The following is an 18,761-nucleotide window of genomic DNA, read 5'->3' as shown; positions in this document are numbered from 1 at the left end:
TGTGCAAAATTGCACTCGAAATAGTTTGCAGTGAGTGCAAGAACCTGCCTACCCTCGTTGGGTGAGGCAGGGTGAGGGTGGGTTGCGGGAGCGTAAAAAACTCCAGACCAGGGCGGCGCTGACGGAGGCCGCCCTGCGGCTGGCGTTGGAGAAGGGCCCGGAGAACGTCACGGTCGAGGAGATCGCCGAGGCGGCCGACGTGTCGGTGCGGACGTTCTTCAACTACTTCCCGCACAAGGAGTACGCGATCCTCGGGCGCAATCCCGCGCACCTGGAGGCCGCGCTCGAGCTGATCGCCACGGCACCGGCCGAGCAGTCGCCGCTGACCACGATGTGGCTGATCGTGCACGACGTACTGCGGGATCTGCTCAGCGAGGGATCGCTGACCCGGCGGGGTGAGCTGATCATGACCTCGCCGAGCCTGCTCTACCACCTGATGCTGTCGAGCATCGACGACGAGCGACAGCTGTCCGCGGCGATGACGGAGCGGATCGGTGACCCGTTGCGGGCGCGGCTGATCGTGACCGCGGCCGGGACGGCCTGCCGGGTCGCCGTCGAGCTGCACAAGACCACGCCGGACTCCGTGCCCGGTGAGCTGGTCGACCAGGCTTTCCAATTACTTGCTCAGGGCATCGATCCTGACTATCAGAAAGGTCACTCATGACGACGACCTCGGCCGAGGGGACCGGAGCTGGCGCGGCGCTGACGCCGCGGCAGACCGTGCAGGCCATGTCCGGTCTGATGATGGGACTGTTCGTGGCGATCCTGGCCGGCACCGTGGTGTCGACCGCGTTGCCGCGGATCATTCACGACCTGGGGGCGAGCCAATCGTCGTACACCTGGGTCGTCACGCTCGAGCTGCTCGCGATGACGGCCACGGTGCCGTTGTGGGGAAAGCTCGCGGACCTCTACAACAACAAGCTGCTCGTCCAGCTGTCGCTGGGCTTCTTCGTCGTCGGCTCGCTGGTCGCGGGCTTCGCGCCGAACATCGAGGTGCTGCTGGGCAGCCGGGTGCTGCAGGGTCTGGGCGGTGGCGGTCTGACCGCGCTGGTCCAGATCGTGATGGCGGCGATCATCCCGCCGCGTGAGCTCGGCCGGTACTCCGGAATCTTCGGTGCCGTCTTCGCGTCGGCGACCGTCGGTGGGCCGCTGCTCGGTGGCTTCCTGGTCGACTCGCCGCTCGGCTGGCGGGCCTGCTTCCTGATCGGCGTGCCGTTCGTGATCGCCGCGATCATCCTGCTCCAGCGCACGCTGCACCTCCCGACCGTCCGTCGAGAAGTGAAGATCGACTGGTGGGGTGCGTTCCTGATCACTGCCGGTGTCAGCACGCTGCTCGTCTGGACCACGTTCGCCGGCAAGCGGTTCGACTGGGTCTCCGGCTGGAGCATTCTGATGGTCGGCGGGGCACTGGTCGCCCTGGTGGCCGCGGTGCTCGTCGAGCGCCGGCACCCCGAGCCGATCATCCCGATGGACCTGTTCCGCAACCTCACGGTGACGCTGGCGATCGTGGCCAGCGCGCTCGTCGGTGTCGCGATGTTCGGTGGCTCGGTCTTCCTGGCGCAGTACTTCCAGGTCGCCCAGGGCTACTCGCCGACCAAGGCCGGCCTGATGAGCCTGCCGATGATCATCGGCATGATGGGCGCCTCCACCGTCGCCGGTGGGCTGATCACCAAGTACGGCAAGTGGAAGATCTACCTGGTGATCGGCAGCATCCTGCTCCCGATCGGGTTGGCGCTCTTCGGCACGATCGACGCGCACACCTCGAAGTACATGCTCTGGGGCTTCATGCTCGTCCTCGGTGTCGGCATCGGCCTGGTCATGCAGAACCTCGTGCTCGCCGCACAGAACGACGTACCGGCACGTGAGCTCGGCGCTGCGACCTCGTCCGTCAGCTTCTTCCGCAGCATGGGCGGCACCATCGGCGTCAGCGTCCTCGGCGCCATCCTGGCCAACAAGGTCCTCGACACCCTCAACCCCGGCGGCGCAGCCTCCGGCGGAGGTGGCGTCGTCCCGAACGTCGCCGAGCTCGCGCCTCCCGTCCGCGCCCTGGTCGAGAACGCCTACGGCGACGCCACCGCCGACCTCTTCATGATGTCGGTCCCCTTCGCCGTCCTCGCCCTCCTGGCCGTCATCTTCATCAAGGAAAAGCCCCTCCTCACCACCACAGCCACCGAACGCCGAGCCGACGAAGAAGCCGCCGGAAAACAAGACGCCTAACAGTTCCAGGGGTGGGAGAGCGCGTCTGGCTTCCCGCATTCGATCGTGCTCTCCCATCGGTCCGGTGTCCGCTGAGGCTGCCGTGATCAACCCTCCCCAAACCGGTTTGGGGAGTCCGACCGCCCGATTCGGTGGGGTAGCGCTCCCCAATGGCGCGATCCTCAGTGTTCGGGGTGCCGTTCGCCGTTGATGTCCGAGGGATTGCGGTACGTCGTGGGCGTGGTCGGTGTGGTTTCGGTCGTTGGGGTATCTGGTGTTTGGCGCGGGTTGGGGTTGCGCGTCGCTGGGATTCGGCCGGGGACGTGCGTGGTGGCAGATGACTTGCCTCGGTGCACCCACCCCACGCGACGGTCGTGGTGGTAGATGACTCGCCTGCGGTACGCCCACCCCACGCGACGGTCACTGTTAAGACGGGCCCTTCGTGTAGCTCAGCCGTAGCCCGTCAGCTGTAGGCGACGTGCACGCGATCGCTGACCGCACCATCCCCGTCAGCCGAGAACCCACCCCGGCCACACCGCTTCAGTCAAACCGGCCGCAGCGGCGACCAGCCACCGTGTACATCGCCAGCCGGATCCGAGCGCCCGGATGCGACGAGCGCCTTCGGGACGGAGGGGCTACTGGCCAGGCGAAGCGCCCCGCCCGCACAGCGATCCGGGGACGACACCCGGCCCCTGTCCACGGACCTCTGCCTTGGCCCCCGGCCCAGGCAGGTCTGCGGGGATCTGCTGTCTCTCAGCGGCAGCAGATCCACACAAACCCCGGGGCACACCCGCAACCACCACGACCGGTGTCCGAAACGCCGGCCACGTACTGCGAACGCCAGGCGGTCCAGGGCGGCACCAAGGGTCGCGCCGTACGGCGGCATTGGGGAGCGCTACCCCACCGAATCCGATGGTAAGACTCCCCAACCCTTCCGAAGCGCGATGACAGACCTCCCCAAACCGGTTTGGGTAAGACTCCGGGTGACGTCGAGCCGGTGCCGGCTGGGTCATATGGTCGTGTTCGCCGCTGACGAAGCTGAGGCGGCTGAGTCCTGAGGATTGACGATCAAGGAGATCACCATGCTTGTTGCGTTTTCGGTGGCGCCGGCTGTTTCTAGTAGCGAGGACGGGTCGGTGGCGGGGGCGGTTGCTGCTGCTGTTCGGGTTGTGCGGGAGTCGGGGTTGCCTAATCGGACCGACTCGATGTTTACGACGCTTGAGGGGGAGTGGGACGAGGTGATGGCCGTGGTCAAGGCGGCTGTTGAGGCGGTGGGGGCGGTTTCGGCTCGGGTGAGCCTTGTGCTGAAGGCGGATATCCGGCCTGGGTACACGGGGCAGTTGACGGCCAAGGTGGAGCGGATCGAGCAGGCGCTTGCTGATTAGTGGGAGTTGAGGGCGGCTACGGCTTCGGGGTGGCGGTTTTCGCGTTCGGCGGCTCGGAGGAAGTGGACTCGGTCGACGAGGATCTCTTCGACGTCGGGGTGCTGTTGGAGGATGGCGATCGACTCGTCGGTGTATTCGTCCAGCGGCATCCAGGACGGGTCGGGGGCGCTGCCCATCAGTTCCGTTTGGACTGCGGGTGGGACGAGTTCGATGACCTGTACGGCGGTATCGGCCAGCTGCAGGCGGAGGCTTTGGGCGTAGCTGTGGATCGCGGCTTTGGTGGCGTTGTACGTCGGGGTCAGGGCCAGGGGGACGAACGCCAGGCCGGAGGAGACCGTGATGACGGCTGGGTCGGTCTGCTGTTGCAGGTAGGGCAGGAACGTGGTGATCGAGCGGATCGTGCCGAGCAGGTTGATGTCGATCGTGGCCTCGCTGGCGGCCAGGTGGGCCGGGTCCTGGAGGTTCTCGGCCTGCATGATTCCGGCCATCGTGATCAGGACGTTGACGGTATGGCGGGCGGTCACCTCCGCGAAGGCGGTGGCGATCGAGTCGGGGTCGGCGACGTCCAGGACGACGCCTTCGAGGTGGTCCTCGGCGGCGAGTTGGTCGAGCAGGTCCTTGCGGCGGCCGCTGATGATGACGGTGTTGCCGAGGTCGCGGAAGCGGCGGGCGAGCTCGAGGCCGATACCCGACGTACCGCCGGTCATGAAGATCGTGTTTCCTGTTGTTTTCATGGCTCCAGCCTGCGATCGGATGCCGTGGGCAACCAGGCTCGGTGTAACCACTGCTCGGCAAGCAGTGGATAACCGCGCGCAGGCGAGGACACTGGAGACATGGAGTACGCAGACCTGTCAGATTTCCTCCGCAAGCGCCGGGAAGCCCTGCAGCCCGAAGACGTCGGGATGCCTCGCGGGCGACGCCGTCGTACGCCGGGACTCCGGCGCGAGGAGGTCGCCGTACTGGCGTCGATGTCGACCGACTACTACAGCCGGCTCGAAGGTGGGCGCGGGCCGCAGCCGTCGGTCGAGATGCTCGGAGCGATCGCTCGCGCGCTGCGGCTGACACTGGAGGAGCGGGACTATCTGTTCGTGCTCGCCGGGCATGGTGTGCCGCCGCGGACGACGCGGGCGTGTCACGTCGATCCCGGCATGCTGCGGATCATGGACCGGCTGCAGGACACCCCGGCGCTGCTGCTGAACCGTTGTGGCGAGACGGTCGCGCAGACGCCGGCCCACGTCGCGTTCGCCGGCGAGCAGACGAACTTCGAGGGGATGGAGCGCACCGAGGCCTATCGCTGGTTCGCGCACCCGGAGTCCCGCGCCCTCTACCGCGACCCCGAGCTGTCCAAGCACAGCCGGCTGCTGGTCTCGATGCTCCGGCAGGTCGCGACCGCGGACGGGCCGAAGTCGTACGCCGCCTCGATCGTGACGGCGTTGCAGGCGCTGAGCCCGGAGTTCGCCGAGATCTGGGAAGCGCACGAGGTGATCCCGCCGCACAGCCGGACGAAGCACTTCAACCATCCGGTCGTCGGCGAGTTCGATCTGTACTGCGAGGTGATCAACAACGCCGACCAGCAGCAGACCCTGGTGGTCTTCACCGCCGAGCCGGGGAGTGAAAGCGCAGAAAAGTTGCGGCTTCTCGGGGTTTTGGGAAGTCAGTCGATGAGCTCTGGACAGGACTTAAGTAGGGAGTTAATTTAAGCCCTGGATCTCGGAATGCCCTTTCCGAGGTTGACCCTTCGGAAAGGACCGCCCCATGCCTTCCGCTCGCTTACGCCTGCCTGCCCTCATCCTGGCCCTCCTCGTGATCGTGGCCGGACTGACCAGCTCGGCAATGGCTCAAGTTCAAGCGACCTTCAACGTGCTGGCCTTCTACGACGGCAACACGGACGACGCGGCGCACAACGACTGGGTGAAAGAAGCCAACCAGCGGTTCCCGCAGTTCGCCGCGCAGAACGGCTTCACCTACACCGCGACCAACGACTGGAACCGGCTGAACAATCTGCAGGCCTCGCAGTACCAGGTCGTGATGTTCCTGGACAACCGGCCGTGGGCCACGTCGCAGCAGACGGGGTTCCAGCGCTACATGGAGAACGGCGGCGGCTTCTTCGGCTTCCATGTGAGCAACTACAACGACTCCGGCCAGGGCTGGCCGTGGTTCAACAACACGCTGCTCGGCACCGGTCGCTTCAATTCGAACACCTGGCTGCCGTCCGCGGTCACGCTGAAGACCGAGAACCGTTCGCACCCGTCACTGGTGAACACGGGCGCGACGTTCCGGTCGTCGGTCAGTGAGTGGTACAGCTGGCAGAACGACCTGCGGCAGAACCCGAACATCCAGGTGCTCGCCTCGATCGACCCGTCGAGCTTCCCGGTCGGCAGCCAGAACGGCAACATCTGGACGTCGGGCTACTACCCGATCGCGTGGACCAACAAGAACTTCAAGGTCATCTACGCGAACTGGGGCCACAACGCGATGAACTACCAGACCAACACCCGGACGTCGTCGACGTTCGACAGCGCGGCCCAGAACCAGTTCATGATGGACTCGCTCAAGTGGCTCGGTGGCGGTGGCGGGACGGTGCCGCCGGTCGAGCAGCCGGAGCCCGGCACCTGGTACTCGGTCGCGAACAAGGCCAACGGCAAGTGCGTCGACGCCCGCGCGGCGGCGACCGCCAACGGCACGGTCGTCCAGCAGTACAGCTGCAACGCGACCACGGCGCAGAACTTCCAGTTCCAGCCGACCTCGGACGGCTTCACCCGGGTGAACAACCGCAACGACGCCACCAAGGTGATCGACGTGGCCAACGTCGCGACCACGGACAACGCCCCGCTGCACCTGTGGACCTACGGCGGCGGCACCAACCAGCAGTGGCAGGCGGTCTCCGAAGGTGGCGGCTACTTCCACTTCGCCGTACGGCACACCGGTAAGTGCCTGACCGTGCCCGGAGGTTCGACCGCCGACCAGACCCAGCTGGTCCAGTCCACCTGCAACGGCGGTACGGCGCAGTCCTTCAAGCTGACGGCAGCCTGACCGCCCGCTAGATTGCGGCCCATGAGAATCCTGCGTGTGGCCGCAGTTGCGGCAGGAGGTCTGCTCTTGATGTCTCAGCTCATACCTGCCCAGGCGACTGGCGGGCCGTCGTACAAGTGGAGCGTGACGCCGACCGGAAGTACGGCGCAGTTCCGTGGCTTGTCGGCGGTCAGCAAGGATGTCGCCTGGGTCGGTGGGACCGAGGGCCAGGTGCTGCGCACGGTGGACGGCGGCAAGCACTGGCAGAACGTCAGTCCGCCGGGCGCCGGTGCGCTGCAGTTCCGCGACGTACAGGCGTTCGACGCCAAGCGCGCGGTCATCCTCTCGATCGGCAACGGGACCGACTCCCGCGTCTACCGGACCTCGGACGGTGGCAAGAGCTGGACCGAGACGTTCCGCAATCCCGACCAGCCCGCGTTCTACGACTGCTTCTCCTTTCACACTGATCAACACAGCCACGACGATCAGCGGGGTCTTGCGCTGAGTGACCCGGTCGACGGCAAGTTCCGGATCGCGGCCACCGGGGACGGCGGCAAGTCCTGGAAGGTGCTGCCGAACGCCGGTATGCCGGCCGCGCTGCCCGGTGAGTTCGCCTTCGCCGCGAGCGGCACCTGCCTGGCCGCGGGACCCGCCCGTACGGCGTGGTTCGCGACCGGCGGCGGTGATCGGCCGCGGGTGTTCCGCACGAGTGACGGTGGTCTGCACTGGACTGTGGTTGATTCGCCGATGGCCGCCAGTCCGGAGGGCGGGATCTTCAGCCTGGCGTTCCGTGGATCGCTGACCGGTGTCGCGATCGGTGGGGACTACAAGTTCCCCGAGCCCGCGACGCGCGCTGCCTCCTACACGAACGACGGTGGTCGCACGTGGAAGCTGGTCCCGGCCGACAAGGCGCCGAAGTCTTACCGCAGCGGCGCGTCGTTCATCCCGCCGGCCGTGGCCTGGTCGCTGTCCACAGTGGTCGCAGTCGGTCCGCTGGGCAGTGACGTCAGCCGCGATGGTGGGCGTAGTTGGAAGCAGTTCGACGACGGCAGCTTCGACAGCATCGAGTGCGGCGGGTACGGCGTGCACGCCGGCTGCTGGGCATCCGGTGCGAAGGGTGCCGTGGCGAAACTGGTGGTCGGCCGATGAGGCGCGGATTGGTGATGCTGGTCGCGTTGCTGATGACTACTCCCGCGCTGGCGGCCGCTCAGCCGGACGGCGGTCGACCCGGTCGCGACCTGACGGTGATGACGTACAACATTCACCATGGCGCGGGCGTTGACGCCGTACTCGATCTGGAGCGGATCGCCGCGCTGATCGAGCAGAACGGCGCTGACGTGGTCGGGCTGCAGGAGGTCGACCGGCACTGGAGTGAGCGCAGCAACTGGGTCGACCAGCCGGCGTGGTTCGCCAAGCGGTTGAAGATGCACTACGCGTACGCCGCGAACCTCGACCTGCCGCCGTTGAACCCGGGGGAGCCACGCCGCCAGTACGGTACCGCGATCCTGTCGAAGTACCCGATCAAGGACTTCCACAACACGCTGCTGCCGCTCTATCCGACCGGTGAGCAGCGCGGACTGGCCGTTGCCACGATCAAGGTCCGGGGTGCCGAGTTGCGCTTCGCGAATACGCATTTGACCAGCAACAACAATGCCGAGCGGCTCGAGCAGGCCCAGAAAGTCGTCGAGCTGTTAGGAAAGATGCGCCAGGCAACATTGTTGGTCGGTGACCTGAATGCGCGGCCGGATGCGCCGGAGATCAAGACGCTGACCGGAGTGCTGCAGGACACCTGGGTCGAGGTCGGTACGGGCCCCGGCTACACGATCGAGGCGAGCAACCCGACGGCCCGGATCGACTACCAGCTGCACAGTTCGCAGCTGCGTCCGCTGAAAGCTGCAGTGCCCGTGAGCTTGGCTTCGGACCACCTGCCGGTGGTTGCCTCGTTCACCCTTCGCTGACCGTCCATCAGCGCTGAAGCGCCCGCTCAACTTCGGTTGGGCGGGCGCTTTTGTGGAATTACAAGCTTGTAGTTTGTCAAGTCGACACGCAGGTGAAACAAAGATACTTGTGTGATTACTGTTCCCAATGGGGCTACAGGCAACTAGTGTCACGTATGTGGTCCACGAGGACCAAAAGCGCTCACGGGGCCAGGGAAGGGCACTGTGACCGGCGGAAGGAAGATCCAGATGCGCGGCACTGGGAAGACCGGTAGGGCAGCGCTCTCACGAGCGGCGCTCTCCGGTGTGCTGGCGGTCTGTCTGGCCGGTTCCATGATGGTGGTTCCGGTCGAGGCGCAGGCCAAGCCGAAGCCGCCGGTGATTCCGTCACAGGCCGCCGTCGAGAGGGCCAAGAAGGCCGCCGCCGACAAGGCGGGTCAGGTCAAGGCGATCGAGCAGCAGCTGGCCGCGGCCGAGGCCCGGCTCGAGCAGCTCGGTATCCAGTCCGGCATCGCCGACGAGGCCTACAACGGCGCGGTCTACCGGCTCGAGCAGGCCAAGAAGGATGCGGCCGCCGCGGCGGATCGGGCCGCCAAGGCGCAGAAGTCCCTGACCACTCAGCGGCAGCAGATCGGCCGGTTCGCGGTCGCGTCGTACCAGGGCGGTGGCGACATCGCGAAGTTCGGGCCGCTGTTCACCGCGGAGGGTCCGCAGCAGCTGCTCGACTCGGCCGGTACGGCGCACACGGTGTCGAGTGCGATGCAGGGTTCGTACCTGCGGTACTCGGCGGCGCAGGTGGTGACGAACCTGTTCAAGGTTCAGGCCGACCAGGCCGTCGTGAAGGTGAAGCAGGCGACCGACGAGGCCGCGAAGGCGAAGAAGACGGCCGAAGCGGCCGAGGCCGCACAGTCGGCCGCGGTGACCGCGATGGGTGTCCAGCGGCAGCAGTCGATCGCGCAGCTGGCCGTCCTGCAGAACACGTCCGTCCAGGTCGCCGCTCAGCGGCAGCGGGGGCTCGAGGAGCTTGCGCGACAGCGCGCCGCCGCACTTGCCGCGAAGAAGGCCGCTGAGCTGCGGCGCAAGATCGAGGCCCGGGAGGCCGCCGAGCGCGCCCGGGAACGGGCCGAAGAGGCCCGTGAACGCGAGCAGGGCAAGAAGAATCCGCCCAAGAAGAAGCCGCAGAAGCCGCGCCCGGGCAACGACGGCAACGGCAACGGCAGCTCGGGCCGCGGCGCGAGCTCGGCGATCAGCTTCGCGATGTCCCAGCTCGGCGACATGTACCTCTGGGGCGGCACCGGTCCGTCCCGCTGGGACTGCTCCGGCTTGATGATGGGCGCCTGGAAGCGGGCCGGCGTGCAGCTGCCGCACTACAGCGTCGCGCAGTACGAGCAGACCAAGCACATCGACGAGGACGAGCTGCGGCCGGGCGACCTGATCTTCTGGGCGCTCAACCCCAACGACCCGGGGACCATCCACCACGTCGCGATGTACCTCGGCGGCGGCCGGATGATCCACGCGCCGCGCACCGGCAAGCCGGTCCAGATCCAGAGCGTCTACTACTGGGAGCCCCCGGACTTCTTCGGCCGGCCCTGAAAGTTTGCTGGAAACACTGCAGGACGGGGATGCACGTGATGAGAACTCTGGACGGTAAGGCGATCTTCGCGGTCGCGATGTCGTGGGTGCGGCCGTCGGCCCGCCGCGAGGTGCGGGCCGAGGTGCCCGCGGCTCCGGTCGCCGAGACCCCGCCGCCGATGGGTGCCGCAGGCAACAATGATCGCGAGTTCACGTCGTACTCGCTGATCGGCTGGTAGTAACTTCAGGGAATGGCGACGAGACGCCCGAGCGGTGTCCGGGCGTCCAGCTCCCGATGAAGATCCTGTACGTCGGCCAACGGGTAGCGGGCGTGCACCGCGGGCTGTAGTTCGCCGGTCTGCCAGCGGCGGGTGACCTCGGCGATGTCGGCCCGGGCCTCGTCGGGGCGGGCGGCCCGCCAGCCGAGCATCGAGACGCCGGTCACGGACTGCAGGCCGAAGAGCGCCTGTGCCGGGACGGTCGGCAGCTCGCCGGTGATGGCGCCGTACGTGACCATCGTGCCGAGCGGCCGGACCAGGCCGAGGCCTTGGTCGAAGACGGTGCCGCCGACCGAGTCGAGCACCGTGTCGACGCCGTCGGGAGCGAGTTCGCGGACCTTGGTCGGCCAGTCGGGGTCGGTCAGGTCGATGGCCTCGGCACCGAGTGAGCGGATGAAGTCCAGTCGGGTCGGCGAGGACGCCGTACCGATGATGGTTTTGGGGTCGAACGATCGGGCGAGCTGGACGGCCAGGTGGCCGATGCCGCCTGCTGCGGACTGGATCAGGACACTGCCGCCGGGTGGGATCCGGCCGGCTTCGAGCAGTCGGAGCGCCAGCGGTCCGGACATCGACATCATCGTCGCGGCGCCCGCGTCGGCGCCTTCGGGGATGGTCGCCAGGAACGCTGCATCCAGTACGGCGTACTCGGCGAAGGCGTCCGCGGACAGTCCGGCCACTCGGTCGCCAACGGCTAGGCCAGGAGGAGTGTCCGGACCGAGCTGGGTGATGTGTCCGACCACGTCACCGGTGAGTGAACCGGGCAGTGGGCGCGGCCAGGGGCTGCGTCCGGAGCGGAAGAGAGCGTCGATGGCGTTCGCGCCGATCGCCTCGACCTCGACCAGCACTTCGCCGGCGGCGGGCTCGGGAACGGCGACGTCGTCGAGCTGCAGAACCTCGGGGCTGCCGTGGGAGTGGTAGCGCGCTGCGCGCATCGAGCGCTCCTAGTCGTGGGATCTATAAATAATGGGTGAGACCCACGATAGCTCACGAGTTCTAGAGTGGACAGGTGCAGAAGTCGCCGAACCATCGCCTGTCCGATCGGGTGCTGTGGGCGTTGGGGCGGGCGAGTCAGCAGTCGCAGCGGCTGGTCCGGCGGCACGCGAGCGAAGCCGGCATGCGGACGCAGCACTACCACGTGCTGGCCAGCCTGGACGGCGACGGCGAGGCGGCCCAAGCGGCGCTGGCCGACCGGATCGCGCTCGATCGCAGCGACCTGGTGACGATTCTCGACGAGCTCGAAGAGGCCCGGTGGGTCGTCCGCCGCGTCGACCCGGCGGATCGGCGGCGCAAGATCGTCGCGATCACCGCGGCCGGCCTCGAGCAACTGGCGGTGATGGACCAGGTGATCTACGCGGCCGAGGGTGAGCTGCTCGAGCCGCTCACGGCCGCCGAGCGCAAGGTGCTGCTCGGGCTGCTGAGCAGGCTGAGCGGGGAATGACGAAACCGCCGGCGCCGCGGTGGCGGGCCGGCGGTCGGTGGAACCGTCAGTGGTCTTCGGTCTTCAGTGGCCTTCGGTCTTCAGGCGGGCGAACGACGCGGTGACCTCGGCCTCGGCGTCGGCGCGGCCGACCCAGCTGGCACCCTCGACGGACTTGCCCGGCTCGAGGTCCTTGTAGACCTCGAAGAAGTGCTGGATCTCGAGGCGGTCGAACTCCGGCACGTGGTGGATGTCGCGCAGGTGCTCCTGGCGCGGGTCACCGGCGGGGACGCAGAGGACCTTGTCGTCCGGCCCCTTCTCGTCGGTCATCCGGAACATGCCGATCGCCCGCGCCTTGATCAGGCAGCCCGGGAAGGTCGGCTCGGTCAGCAGGACGAGCGCGTCCAGCGGGTCGCCGTCCTGGCCCAGAGTGTCCTCGATGAAGCCGTAGTCGGACGGGTACTGAGTGGCCGTGAACAGGGTGCGGTCGAGCCGCAGCCGGTTCGTCTTGTGGTCCAGCTCGTACTTGTTACGGGTGCCCTTGGGGATCTCGATGAAGACGTCGAACTCCATACGGCAGATACTGTCACGGTTCGGACCGACCAAATGACAGGAGTAGCCCGGTGGCCCGTCCTTCCCGTGCGGCGTTCGTCACGCTGCTCGCCTCAGCCCTCTCTTTCGGCTTGGTGGGCGGTGCCGGCGCTGTACCGACGGTTGTCCAGGCGGCACCGGCTGTGCTGACTCCGGCGACAGCGGAGGGTGTGGCTCCGACCGCAGCGGGTGTGCAGAAGGCGCTGGCCGCTGTGCTCGCCGATCCGTCGCTGGGCAAGCACCGGGGCGTCTACGTGTACGACGTCTCCCGGGACAAGGTCGTCTTCTCCACCGGTACGGCGACGCCGTACACGCCGGCGTCCACTCTGAAGCTGCTGACGACTGTGTCTGCGCTGGCGACCCTCGGCCCGGAGCACCGGTTCACCACCCAGGTGGTGAGCGCGGGTAAGGGCTCGATCGTGCTCGTCGGCGGCGGTGACCCGCTGCTGACGGCCAAGCCGGCGAAGAGCGGTGGCTACCCGACGCGGGCGACGCTAGCCGCGCTAGCTGCCAGTACGGCGAAGGCTCTGAAGGCGCAGGGTCTCACCAGCGTCTCGCTCGGGTTCGACGCGTCGCTGTTCACCGGTCCGGCCGGTAACGCGAAGTGGGAGTCGAACTACCTGCCGGAGGGTATTGCCGCCCGCACGTCCGCTCTCTGGGTTGATGAGGGGCGACTGTCTTCCGGGATGGCCAAGCGGGCAGACTCACCGGCCGCGGCGGCGGCAGTCGCGTTCAGCAAGCTCCTGGTCGCCAACGGCATCAAGGTCGTGGCGGCACCCGCGCCGAAGACCGCACCGGCCGGCGCCGAGGCGCTGGCGAAGGTGCTGTCGCCGACTGTCGGTCAGATCGTCGAGTACGTGAACCTGCACAGCGACAACGACGGTGCCGAGGTGCTGCTGCGTCACGTCGGGCTGGCGACCAAGAACGGCGGCTCGTACGCCGGAGGCGTCACCGGGCTCGAGGAGACGCTCACCAAGCTCGGTCTGGACGTCAGTAAGGCACAGATCTTCGACGGCAGCGGTCTGACCCGGACGAACAAGGTTCCGCTCGAGTTGCTGGCCGGTGCGGTTCGGATGGCGGCTTCGAAGGATCACCCGGAGCTGCGGCATCTTCTGACCGGGCTGCCGATCGCAGGCTTCAGCGGTTCGCTCGAAGAGCGGTTCGGTGCCGGTAGCGCAGGCGCTGGGACCGGACTGGTCCGGGCGAAGACCGGCACGCTCACTGGGGTGCACAGCCTGGCCGGAATGGTCCGCACGCGGAGCGGCACGGTGCTGGCGTTCGCGGTGGCCAGTGACAGCGTCCCCGTGCCCAAGACACTCGATGCTCGGGCCGCTCTGGACAGAGCAGCTGCCGCGTTGGCCAACTGCGGCTGCTAATGCTTGTCCCTGGGACTAGGGTCGGGTTATGAGTACGGCGGCAGGTGGGACCGAGGGCAGGGCCACGACCGAGATGGTCGACTGGCAGCTGGCGACCGGTGTGGCGCGCAAGCTGCTGCGCCCGGGCCCGGTGGTCAGCCGGGCCGAGGCGGACAAGGTGGTCGCCGAGCTGCGCCAGTTCGCGGCGGAGTCCGAGCACCACGTGCGTGATTTCACCGGTCTGCAGGCCACATCGGCCACTGCGCCGGTCGTGATCGTCGACCGGCCGGGCTGGGTCCAGGCGAATGCCGACGGCTTCCGCACCGTGCTTCAACCGCTGGCTGACAAGCTGCAGGAGAAGGCCGATCGGACCGGTGGGCTGTCGTCCGCTGTCGGCTCCCGGGTGACCGCGATCGAGGCCGGTGCGCTGCTGGCGTTCCTGTCGTCGCGTGTCCTCGGACAGTTCGACCCGTTCTACCCGGCTGAGCCTGACCCGACGCGTCCGGACCTGACTGGCCGCCTGCTGCTGGTGGCTCCCAACGTGATGCATGTCGAGTCCGAGCTGGGCGTCGTACCGCGGGACTTCCGGTTGTGGGTGTGCCTGCACGAAGAGACGCACCGGGTGCAGTTCACCGCGGTGCCGTGGCTGCGGGACCACCTGCGCTCCGAGATCGGGCTGTTCCTCGATCAGGCTGAGCTGGACGCATCGGCGTACGCGGCGATGTTCCGTGAGGCCGTGCAGCGGCTGGGGCGGTCAGTGCGCGGTGAGGCTGATCTGAGCCTGGTGGATCTGATGCAGTCGCCGGAGCAGCGCGCTGTGCTGGACCGGCTGACCGCAGTCATGTCGTTGCTGGAGGGGCATGCGGACTTCGTAATGGACGGGGTCGGGCCGTCGGTGATTCCGACGGTGGACGCCATCCGGTCGAAGTTCACCTCACGGCGGCAGAGCGGGAATCCGGTGGACCAGCTGCTGAAGAAGCTGCTCGGTCTGGACGCGAAGCTGAAGCAGTACAAGGACGGTGCCGCGTTCGTACGGCGTGTGGTTGAGCAGGTCGGGATGGACGGGTTCAACCGGGTGTGGACCGGTCCGAACACGCTGCCCACCAAGAACGAGATCGCGAACCCCGATGCCTGGGTCACCCGACTCCACGGCTGAGTCCGGCTCCGTTGGGGAGCTGGTCGCCGAGCGGCGCGGCCGGCTGCATCCCGCGGTCGCCCGCACCCGCGAGGCGGTCCGGGCTGCGCTGTCCGACCTGCCCGCCGGAACGACGGCACTGGTCGCTTGCTCGGGCGGCACGGACTCGCTCGCGCTGGCAGCAGCTGTTGCCTTCGAGGCGCCGAAGCTGGGCCTGCGCGCAGGGGCCGTCATCGTGGACCACGGTCTGCAGGCGGACTCCGCCCGGACGGCGGAGATCGCTGCGGAGCAGTGCCGCGGGTTGGGCCTTGATCCGGTGCGGGTCAGCCCGGTGGAGGTCGGCAACGAGGGTGGACCTGAGGGCGCGGCCCGGGCGGCCCGGTACGACGCCCTGCGAGCTGCTGCGGACGAGTTCGGCGCAGATGTCGTGCTGCTGGCGCACACCCGGGACGATCAGGCCGAGACTGTCTTATTGGGGCTTGGACGCGGCTCCGGGGCCAGATCGCTGGCCGGGATGGCCGCGGTCGCCGGATTGCTCCGTAGACCGCTCCTAGAGGTTCCACGCGCGACCACAGCCGCCGCCTGTATCGCGGCGGGCCTCCGGCCCTGGCATGACCCGCACAACGACGATCCGGCGTACACACGGGTCCGCGTCCGCCACGAGGTGCTTCCGGTGCTCGAAGAGGCACTGGGGCCCGGTGTGGTCGAAGCGCTAGCCCGAACGGCCGGACTGCTCCGGGCGGACGCCGACGCCCTCGACATGCTGGCGGCAGACCTCGCGGAGACCGCAGTACGGCGTACTGACGGTGAGGTGCTGTGTGACGTGGGGATGCTCGCCGATGAGCCCGCCGCGCTCCGCACCCGAGTCCTGCGGCAGGCGGCTCTGGAGGCGGGCTCGCGGGCCACCGACCTGAGCGCCGGTCACGTGGCGGCGGTCGACGCGCTGATCACCGACTGGCGTGGCCAGCGCTGGATCGACCTGCCCCAAGGTGTCCGCGCGGTCCGCCGGGGCGGATTCATAATCCTGGGCCCGAATGTGACAGGCTGACGCCCGTGGATGCGGCGGACATCGAGAAGGACCTGACCCAGATCCATTACACCGAGGACCAGATCCTGGCGAAGCTGCGGGAACTGGCCGGCCGGATCGAGGAGGACTACCAGGGCAAGGATCTGCTGCTGGTGGGCGTCCTGCGCGGCGCGGTGATGGTGATGGCCGACCTGGCCCGGTCGTTCACCCGGCATGTCGAGATGGACTGGATGGCCATCTCGTCGTACGGGTCGGGCACCAAGTCGTCCGGGGTGGTGCGGATCCAGAAGGACCTGGACACCGACATCACCAACCGGCACGTGCTGATCGTCGAGGACATCATCGACACCGGCCTGACGCTGAGCTGGCTGGTCAGCAACCTGGAGTCGCGCAAGCCGGCCTCGCTGGAGCTCTGCACGGCGTTCGTGAAGCCGGGCGCGGCCAAGATGCAGGTGCCGGTGAAGTACGTCGGTCTGGAGCTGCCGGACGAGTTCGTCGTCGGCTACGGACTCGACTACGCGGAGAAGTACCGCAATCTGCGCTGCGTGGCCACTCTCGCACCGCACGTGTACTCCTGATCCAGCCCTGACGGGCAGAGTTGGTGACAGCCTGTACAACAGGTCGTACCGTCGTTCGGTGACCCTCGTGGTCGGCAGGCTTGCCCGGCACGAGACACTTGGACTGGTAGTACCGTCTCAAGCCCGCGAAATCCGGGCCTGCCGAGCTAGGAGGGACGGGGCGTAGGCCTCGATCATGGACGTGAAGCGCATCTTCCGCGGACCCCTGTTCTGGATCATCCTCGCCTTCTTGGGCGTGCTGGTGATCGGGCAGCTCCTGACCGGCTCGTCCGGATTCAAGACCGAGCCGACCGGTGAGGTCGTCAAGGTGATCAAGCAGGCCACCGACGCCCCGGCCGGCGAGAAGGTGATCAAGAACGTCACGCTGATCGACCCCGACCAGGAGATCCGGGTCGAGAAGTCCGACGGCACCAAGATCCGGGCGCACTGGGTCGACGGCCAGGCCAACACCCTGGGCACCTCGCTGCAGGACCTGTACCAGAACGGCAAGATCGAGAAGTACAACGTCGAGAACCCGAAGCCGAGCTTCATCGGCCAGGTGTTCCAGACGCTGATCCCGTTCCTGCTGATCGCGGTGGTCTTCATCTTCTTGATGAACTCGATGCAGGGCGGTGGCTCGCGGGTGATGAGCTTCGCCAAGTCGAAGGCCAAGCTGATCACCAAGGACACCCCGAAGACCACGTTCGCCGACGTCGCCGGCTGTGACGAGGCGATCGAGGAGCTCGGCGAGATCAAGGAGTTCCTCCAGGAGCCGGGCAAGTTCCAGGCCGTCGGCGCCAAGATCCCCAAGGGCGTGCTGCTCTACGGCCAGCCCGGTACCGGTAAGACCCTGCTGGCCCGTGCGGTCGCGGGTGAGGCCGGCGTGCCGTTCTACTCGATCTCCGGTTCGGACTTCGTCGAGATGTTCGTCGGTGTCGGTGCCTCCCGGGTACGCGACCTGTTCGAGACGGCCAAGACCAACGCGCCGGCGATCGTCTTCATCGACGAGATCGACGCCGTCGGCCGGCACCGTGGCGCGGGCCTCGGTGGTGGGCACGACGAGCGCGAGCAGACGCTGAACCAGTTGCTGGTCGAGATGGACGGCTTCGACGTCCGCGGTGGTGTGATCCTGATCGCGGCCACCAACCGGCCCGACGTGCTCGACCCGGCACTGCTGCGGCCCGGCCGCTTCGACCGGCAGATCGCCGTCGACGCTCCGGACCTGCCCGGCCGGGAGCAGATCCTGAAGGTGCACTCCCGGGGCAAGCCGATGTCGCAGGACGTCGACCTGCGGGCGGTCGCCCGCCGGACGCCGGGCTTCACCGGCGCCGACCTGGCCAACGTGCTGAACGAGGCGGCCCTGCTGACCGCCCGCTCGAACATGCAGGTGATCGACAACAAGGCGCTCGACGAGGCGATCGACCGCGTGATCGCGGGCCCGCAGCGCCGTACCCGCTTGATGTCGGACAAGGAGAAGGTGCTCACGGCGTACCACGAGGGTGGACACGCCCTGGTCGCCGCGGCGCTGCCGCACTCCGACCCGGTGCACAAGGTGACGATCCTGCCGCGTGGCCGCGCGCTCGGGTACACGATGGTCCTGCCGGACGAGGACAAGTACTCGACCACGCGTTCCGAGATGCTGGACAAGCTGGCCTACATGCTCGGTGGCCGCGCCGCCGAGGAGATGGTCTTCCACGACCCGACCACCGGCGCCAGCAACGACATCGAGAAGGCGACCGCGCTCGCCCGGGCGATGGTCACGCAGTACGGCATGACCGAGCGGCTCGGTGCGATCAAGTTCGGGTCGGACAGCGGTGAGCCGTTCCTGGGCCGCGACCTGGGCAGCCAGCGCAACTACTCCGAGGAGATCGCGGCCGCGGTCGACGAGGAGGTCGGCAAGCTGATCCTGAACGCGCACCAGGAGGCCTTCGACATCCTGGTCGAGAACCGCGTCGTGCTGGACCACCTGGTCGAGGAGCTCCTGGAGAAGGAGACCCTGGACAAGGCCCAGATCGCCGAGGTCTTCGGCCCGATCGTCAAGAAGGACCGCCGGCCGGCCTGGACCGGGTCCTCGACCCGGATCCCGTCCGACCAGCCGCCGGTGATGCCGCTGCCGGGGCGCGCCTCGCAGAACGGCTCGCTGTCCGACGTGATTCCGGGTGGCTCGGTCGGTCCGGACGAGAACGTGCAGCCGCCGAACTACGGTGGCGGCCCGACCCCGCCGCTGCCGGGCGAATGATCTGAAGCACCCCCGAAGCCCCGCTATCCGACCGGATGGCGGGGCTTCTGCTTGAGGCTT

18 protein-coding genes are annotated in these 18,761 nt (G+C 67.6%); 15 read left to right on the top strand and 3 right to left on the bottom strand.

Annotation, left to right across the window (positions count from 1 at the left end):
- Positions 1-61: 61 nt before the first annotated feature.
- The 3 genes from OG474_RS12870 (at position 62) to OG474_RS12860 (ending at position 3,581) form a co-directional block, all read left to right on the top strand.
- Positions 62-664: a TetR family transcriptional regulator gene (locus OG474_RS12870; RefSeq protein ID WP_405062493.1), complete on the top strand. Its 603-nt coding sequence runs from the start codon at positions 62-64 to the stop codon at positions 662-664.
- Positions 661-2,217 carry an MDR family MFS transporter gene (locus tag OG474_RS12865; protein WP_405062492.1) on the top strand — a complete coding sequence of 519 codons (1,557 nt, stop codon included), beginning with the start codon at positions 661-663 and terminating at the stop codon, positions 2,215-2,217. The genes OG474_RS12870 and OG474_RS12865 overlap by 4 nt, the downstream gene beginning before the upstream one ends.
- A 1,061-nt stretch (positions 2,218-3,278) precedes the next feature.
- Positions 3,279-3,581, top strand: a complete 303-nt coding sequence (locus tag OG474_RS12860; RefSeq protein WP_405064570.1) for an MTH1187 family thiamine-binding protein — start codon at positions 3,279-3,281, stop codon at positions 3,579-3,581.
- On the opposite strand, the gene OG474_RS12855 is transcribed toward OG474_RS12860, so the two are convergent.
- Positions 3,578-4,315 carry an SDR family oxidoreductase gene (locus OG474_RS12855; protein WP_405062491.1) on the bottom strand — a complete coding sequence of 246 codons (738 nt, stop codon included), beginning with the start codon at positions 4,313-4,315 and terminating at the stop codon, positions 3,578-3,580. The genes OG474_RS12860 and OG474_RS12855 overlap by 4 nt on opposite strands.
- A gap of 99 nt (positions 4,316-4,414) precedes the next feature.
- Here OG474_RS12855 and OG474_RS12850 point away from each other — a divergent pair, with 99 nt between their 5' ends.
- The 6 genes from OG474_RS12850 to OG474_RS12825 all read left to right on the top strand — a co-directional run bounded on the left by OG474_RS12850 (position 4,415) and on the right by OG474_RS12825 (position 10,341).
- Positions 4,415-5,281, top strand: a complete 867-nt coding sequence (locus tag OG474_RS12850; RefSeq protein WP_405062490.1) for a helix-turn-helix transcriptional regulator — start codon at positions 4,415-4,417, stop codon at positions 5,279-5,281.
- A gap of 55 nt (positions 5,282-5,336) precedes the next feature.
- Positions 5,337-6,614: a ThuA domain-containing protein gene (locus tag OG474_RS12845; RefSeq protein WP_405062489.1), complete on the top strand. Its 1,278-nt coding sequence runs from the start codon at positions 5,337-5,339 to the stop codon at positions 6,612-6,614.
- A gap of 21 nt (positions 6,615-6,635) precedes the next feature.
- Complete coding sequence (locus tag OG474_RS12840) at positions 6,636-7,742, top strand: WD40/YVTN/BNR-like repeat-containing protein (RefSeq protein ID WP_405062488.1); 1,107 nt, start codon at positions 6,636-6,638, stop codon at positions 7,740-7,742.
- The gene (locus OG474_RS12835; protein WP_405062487.1) at positions 7,739-8,551 is read left to right on the top strand and encodes an endonuclease/exonuclease/phosphatase family protein; all 813 of its coding nucleotides are present in this window, start codon (positions 7,739-7,741) and stop codon (positions 8,549-8,551) included. Before OG474_RS12840 ends, OG474_RS12835 begins: the two co-directional genes overlap by 4 nt.
- Positions 8,552-8,779: 228 nt before the next feature.
- On the top strand, positions 8,780-10,123 hold the full coding sequence (locus OG474_RS12830) for a C40 family peptidase (protein ID WP_405062486.1): 1,344 nt from the start codon (positions 8,780-8,782) through the stop codon (positions 10,121-10,123).
- 38 nt (positions 10,124-10,161) lie between these two features.
- Positions 10,162-10,341 carry a hypothetical protein gene (locus OG474_RS12825; RefSeq protein WP_405062485.1) on the top strand — a complete coding sequence of 60 codons (180 nt, stop codon included), beginning with the start codon at positions 10,162-10,164 and terminating at the stop codon, positions 10,339-10,341.
- Between the two features lie 5 nt (positions 10,342-10,346).
- On the opposite strand, the gene OG474_RS12820 is transcribed toward OG474_RS12825, so the two are convergent.
- Entirely contained in the window at positions 10,347-11,312 is a 966-nt protein-coding gene (locus OG474_RS12820; protein WP_405062484.1) for a zinc-binding alcohol dehydrogenase family protein, read from the bottom strand.
- A gap of 74 nt (positions 11,313-11,386) precedes the next feature.
- Between OG474_RS12820 and OG474_RS12815 the strand changes: the two genes are divergently transcribed.
- Complete coding sequence (locus OG474_RS12815; protein ID WP_405062483.1) at positions 11,387-11,818, top strand: MarR family winged helix-turn-helix transcriptional regulator; 432 nt, start codon at positions 11,387-11,389, stop codon at positions 11,816-11,818.
- Positions 11,819-11,881: 63 nt separating this feature from the next.
- Here OG474_RS12815 and OG474_RS12810 read toward each other — a convergent pair whose 3' ends face one another.
- The gene (locus tag OG474_RS12810) at positions 11,882-12,370 is read right to left on the bottom strand and encodes an inorganic diphosphatase (RefSeq protein WP_405062482.1); all 489 of its coding nucleotides are present in this window, start codon (positions 12,368-12,370) and stop codon (positions 11,882-11,884) included.
- Between the two features lie 50 nt (positions 12,371-12,420).
- Here OG474_RS12810 and dacB point away from each other — a divergent pair, with 50 nt between their 5' ends.
- The 5 genes from dacB (at position 12,421) to ftsH (ending at position 18,701) form a co-directional block, all read left to right on the top strand.
- Positions 12,421-13,764 (top strand): D-alanyl-D-alanine carboxypeptidase/D-alanyl-D-alanine-endopeptidase, encoded by a 1,344-nt coding sequence (dacB, locus tag OG474_RS12805; protein ID WP_405062481.1) that lies wholly within the window; start codon positions 12,421-12,423, stop codon positions 13,762-13,764.
- Positions 13,765-13,792: 28 nt separating this feature from the next.
- Complete coding sequence (locus OG474_RS12800; RefSeq protein ID WP_405062480.1) at positions 13,793-14,899, top strand: zinc-dependent metalloprotease; 1,107 nt, start codon at positions 13,793-13,795, stop codon at positions 14,897-14,899.
- Positions 14,871-15,926: a tRNA lysidine(34) synthetase TilS gene (gene tilS, locus OG474_RS12795; protein WP_405062479.1), complete on the top strand. Its 1,056-nt coding sequence runs from the start codon at positions 14,871-14,873 to the stop codon at positions 15,924-15,926. The genes OG474_RS12800 and tilS overlap by 29 nt, the downstream gene beginning before the upstream one ends.
- Positions 15,927-15,931: 5 nt before the next feature.
- Positions 15,932-16,483 (top strand): hypoxanthine phosphoribosyltransferase, encoded by a 552-nt coding sequence (gene hpt / locus OG474_RS12790; protein WP_132164525.1) that lies wholly within the window; start codon positions 15,932-15,934, stop codon positions 16,481-16,483.
- 175 nt (positions 16,484-16,658) lie between these two features.
- A complete protein-coding gene (gene ftsH, locus OG474_RS12785; RefSeq protein WP_405062478.1) occupies positions 16,659-18,701 on the top strand; it encodes an ATP-dependent zinc metalloprotease FtsH in 2,043 nt (680 codons plus the stop codon).
- Positions 18,702-18,761: the final 60 nt, after the last annotated feature.

Origin of the sequence: Kribbella sp. NBC_01505, from assembly GCF_045040285.1 — a bacterium.
In the GTDB taxonomy this organism is placed as follows: domain Bacteria; phylum Actinomycetota; class Actinomycetes; order Propionibacteriales; family Kribbellaceae; genus Kribbella.
Note: the sequence above shows the minus strand (reverse complement) of the source record. Positions and strands in the feature narration are given on the sequence as shown.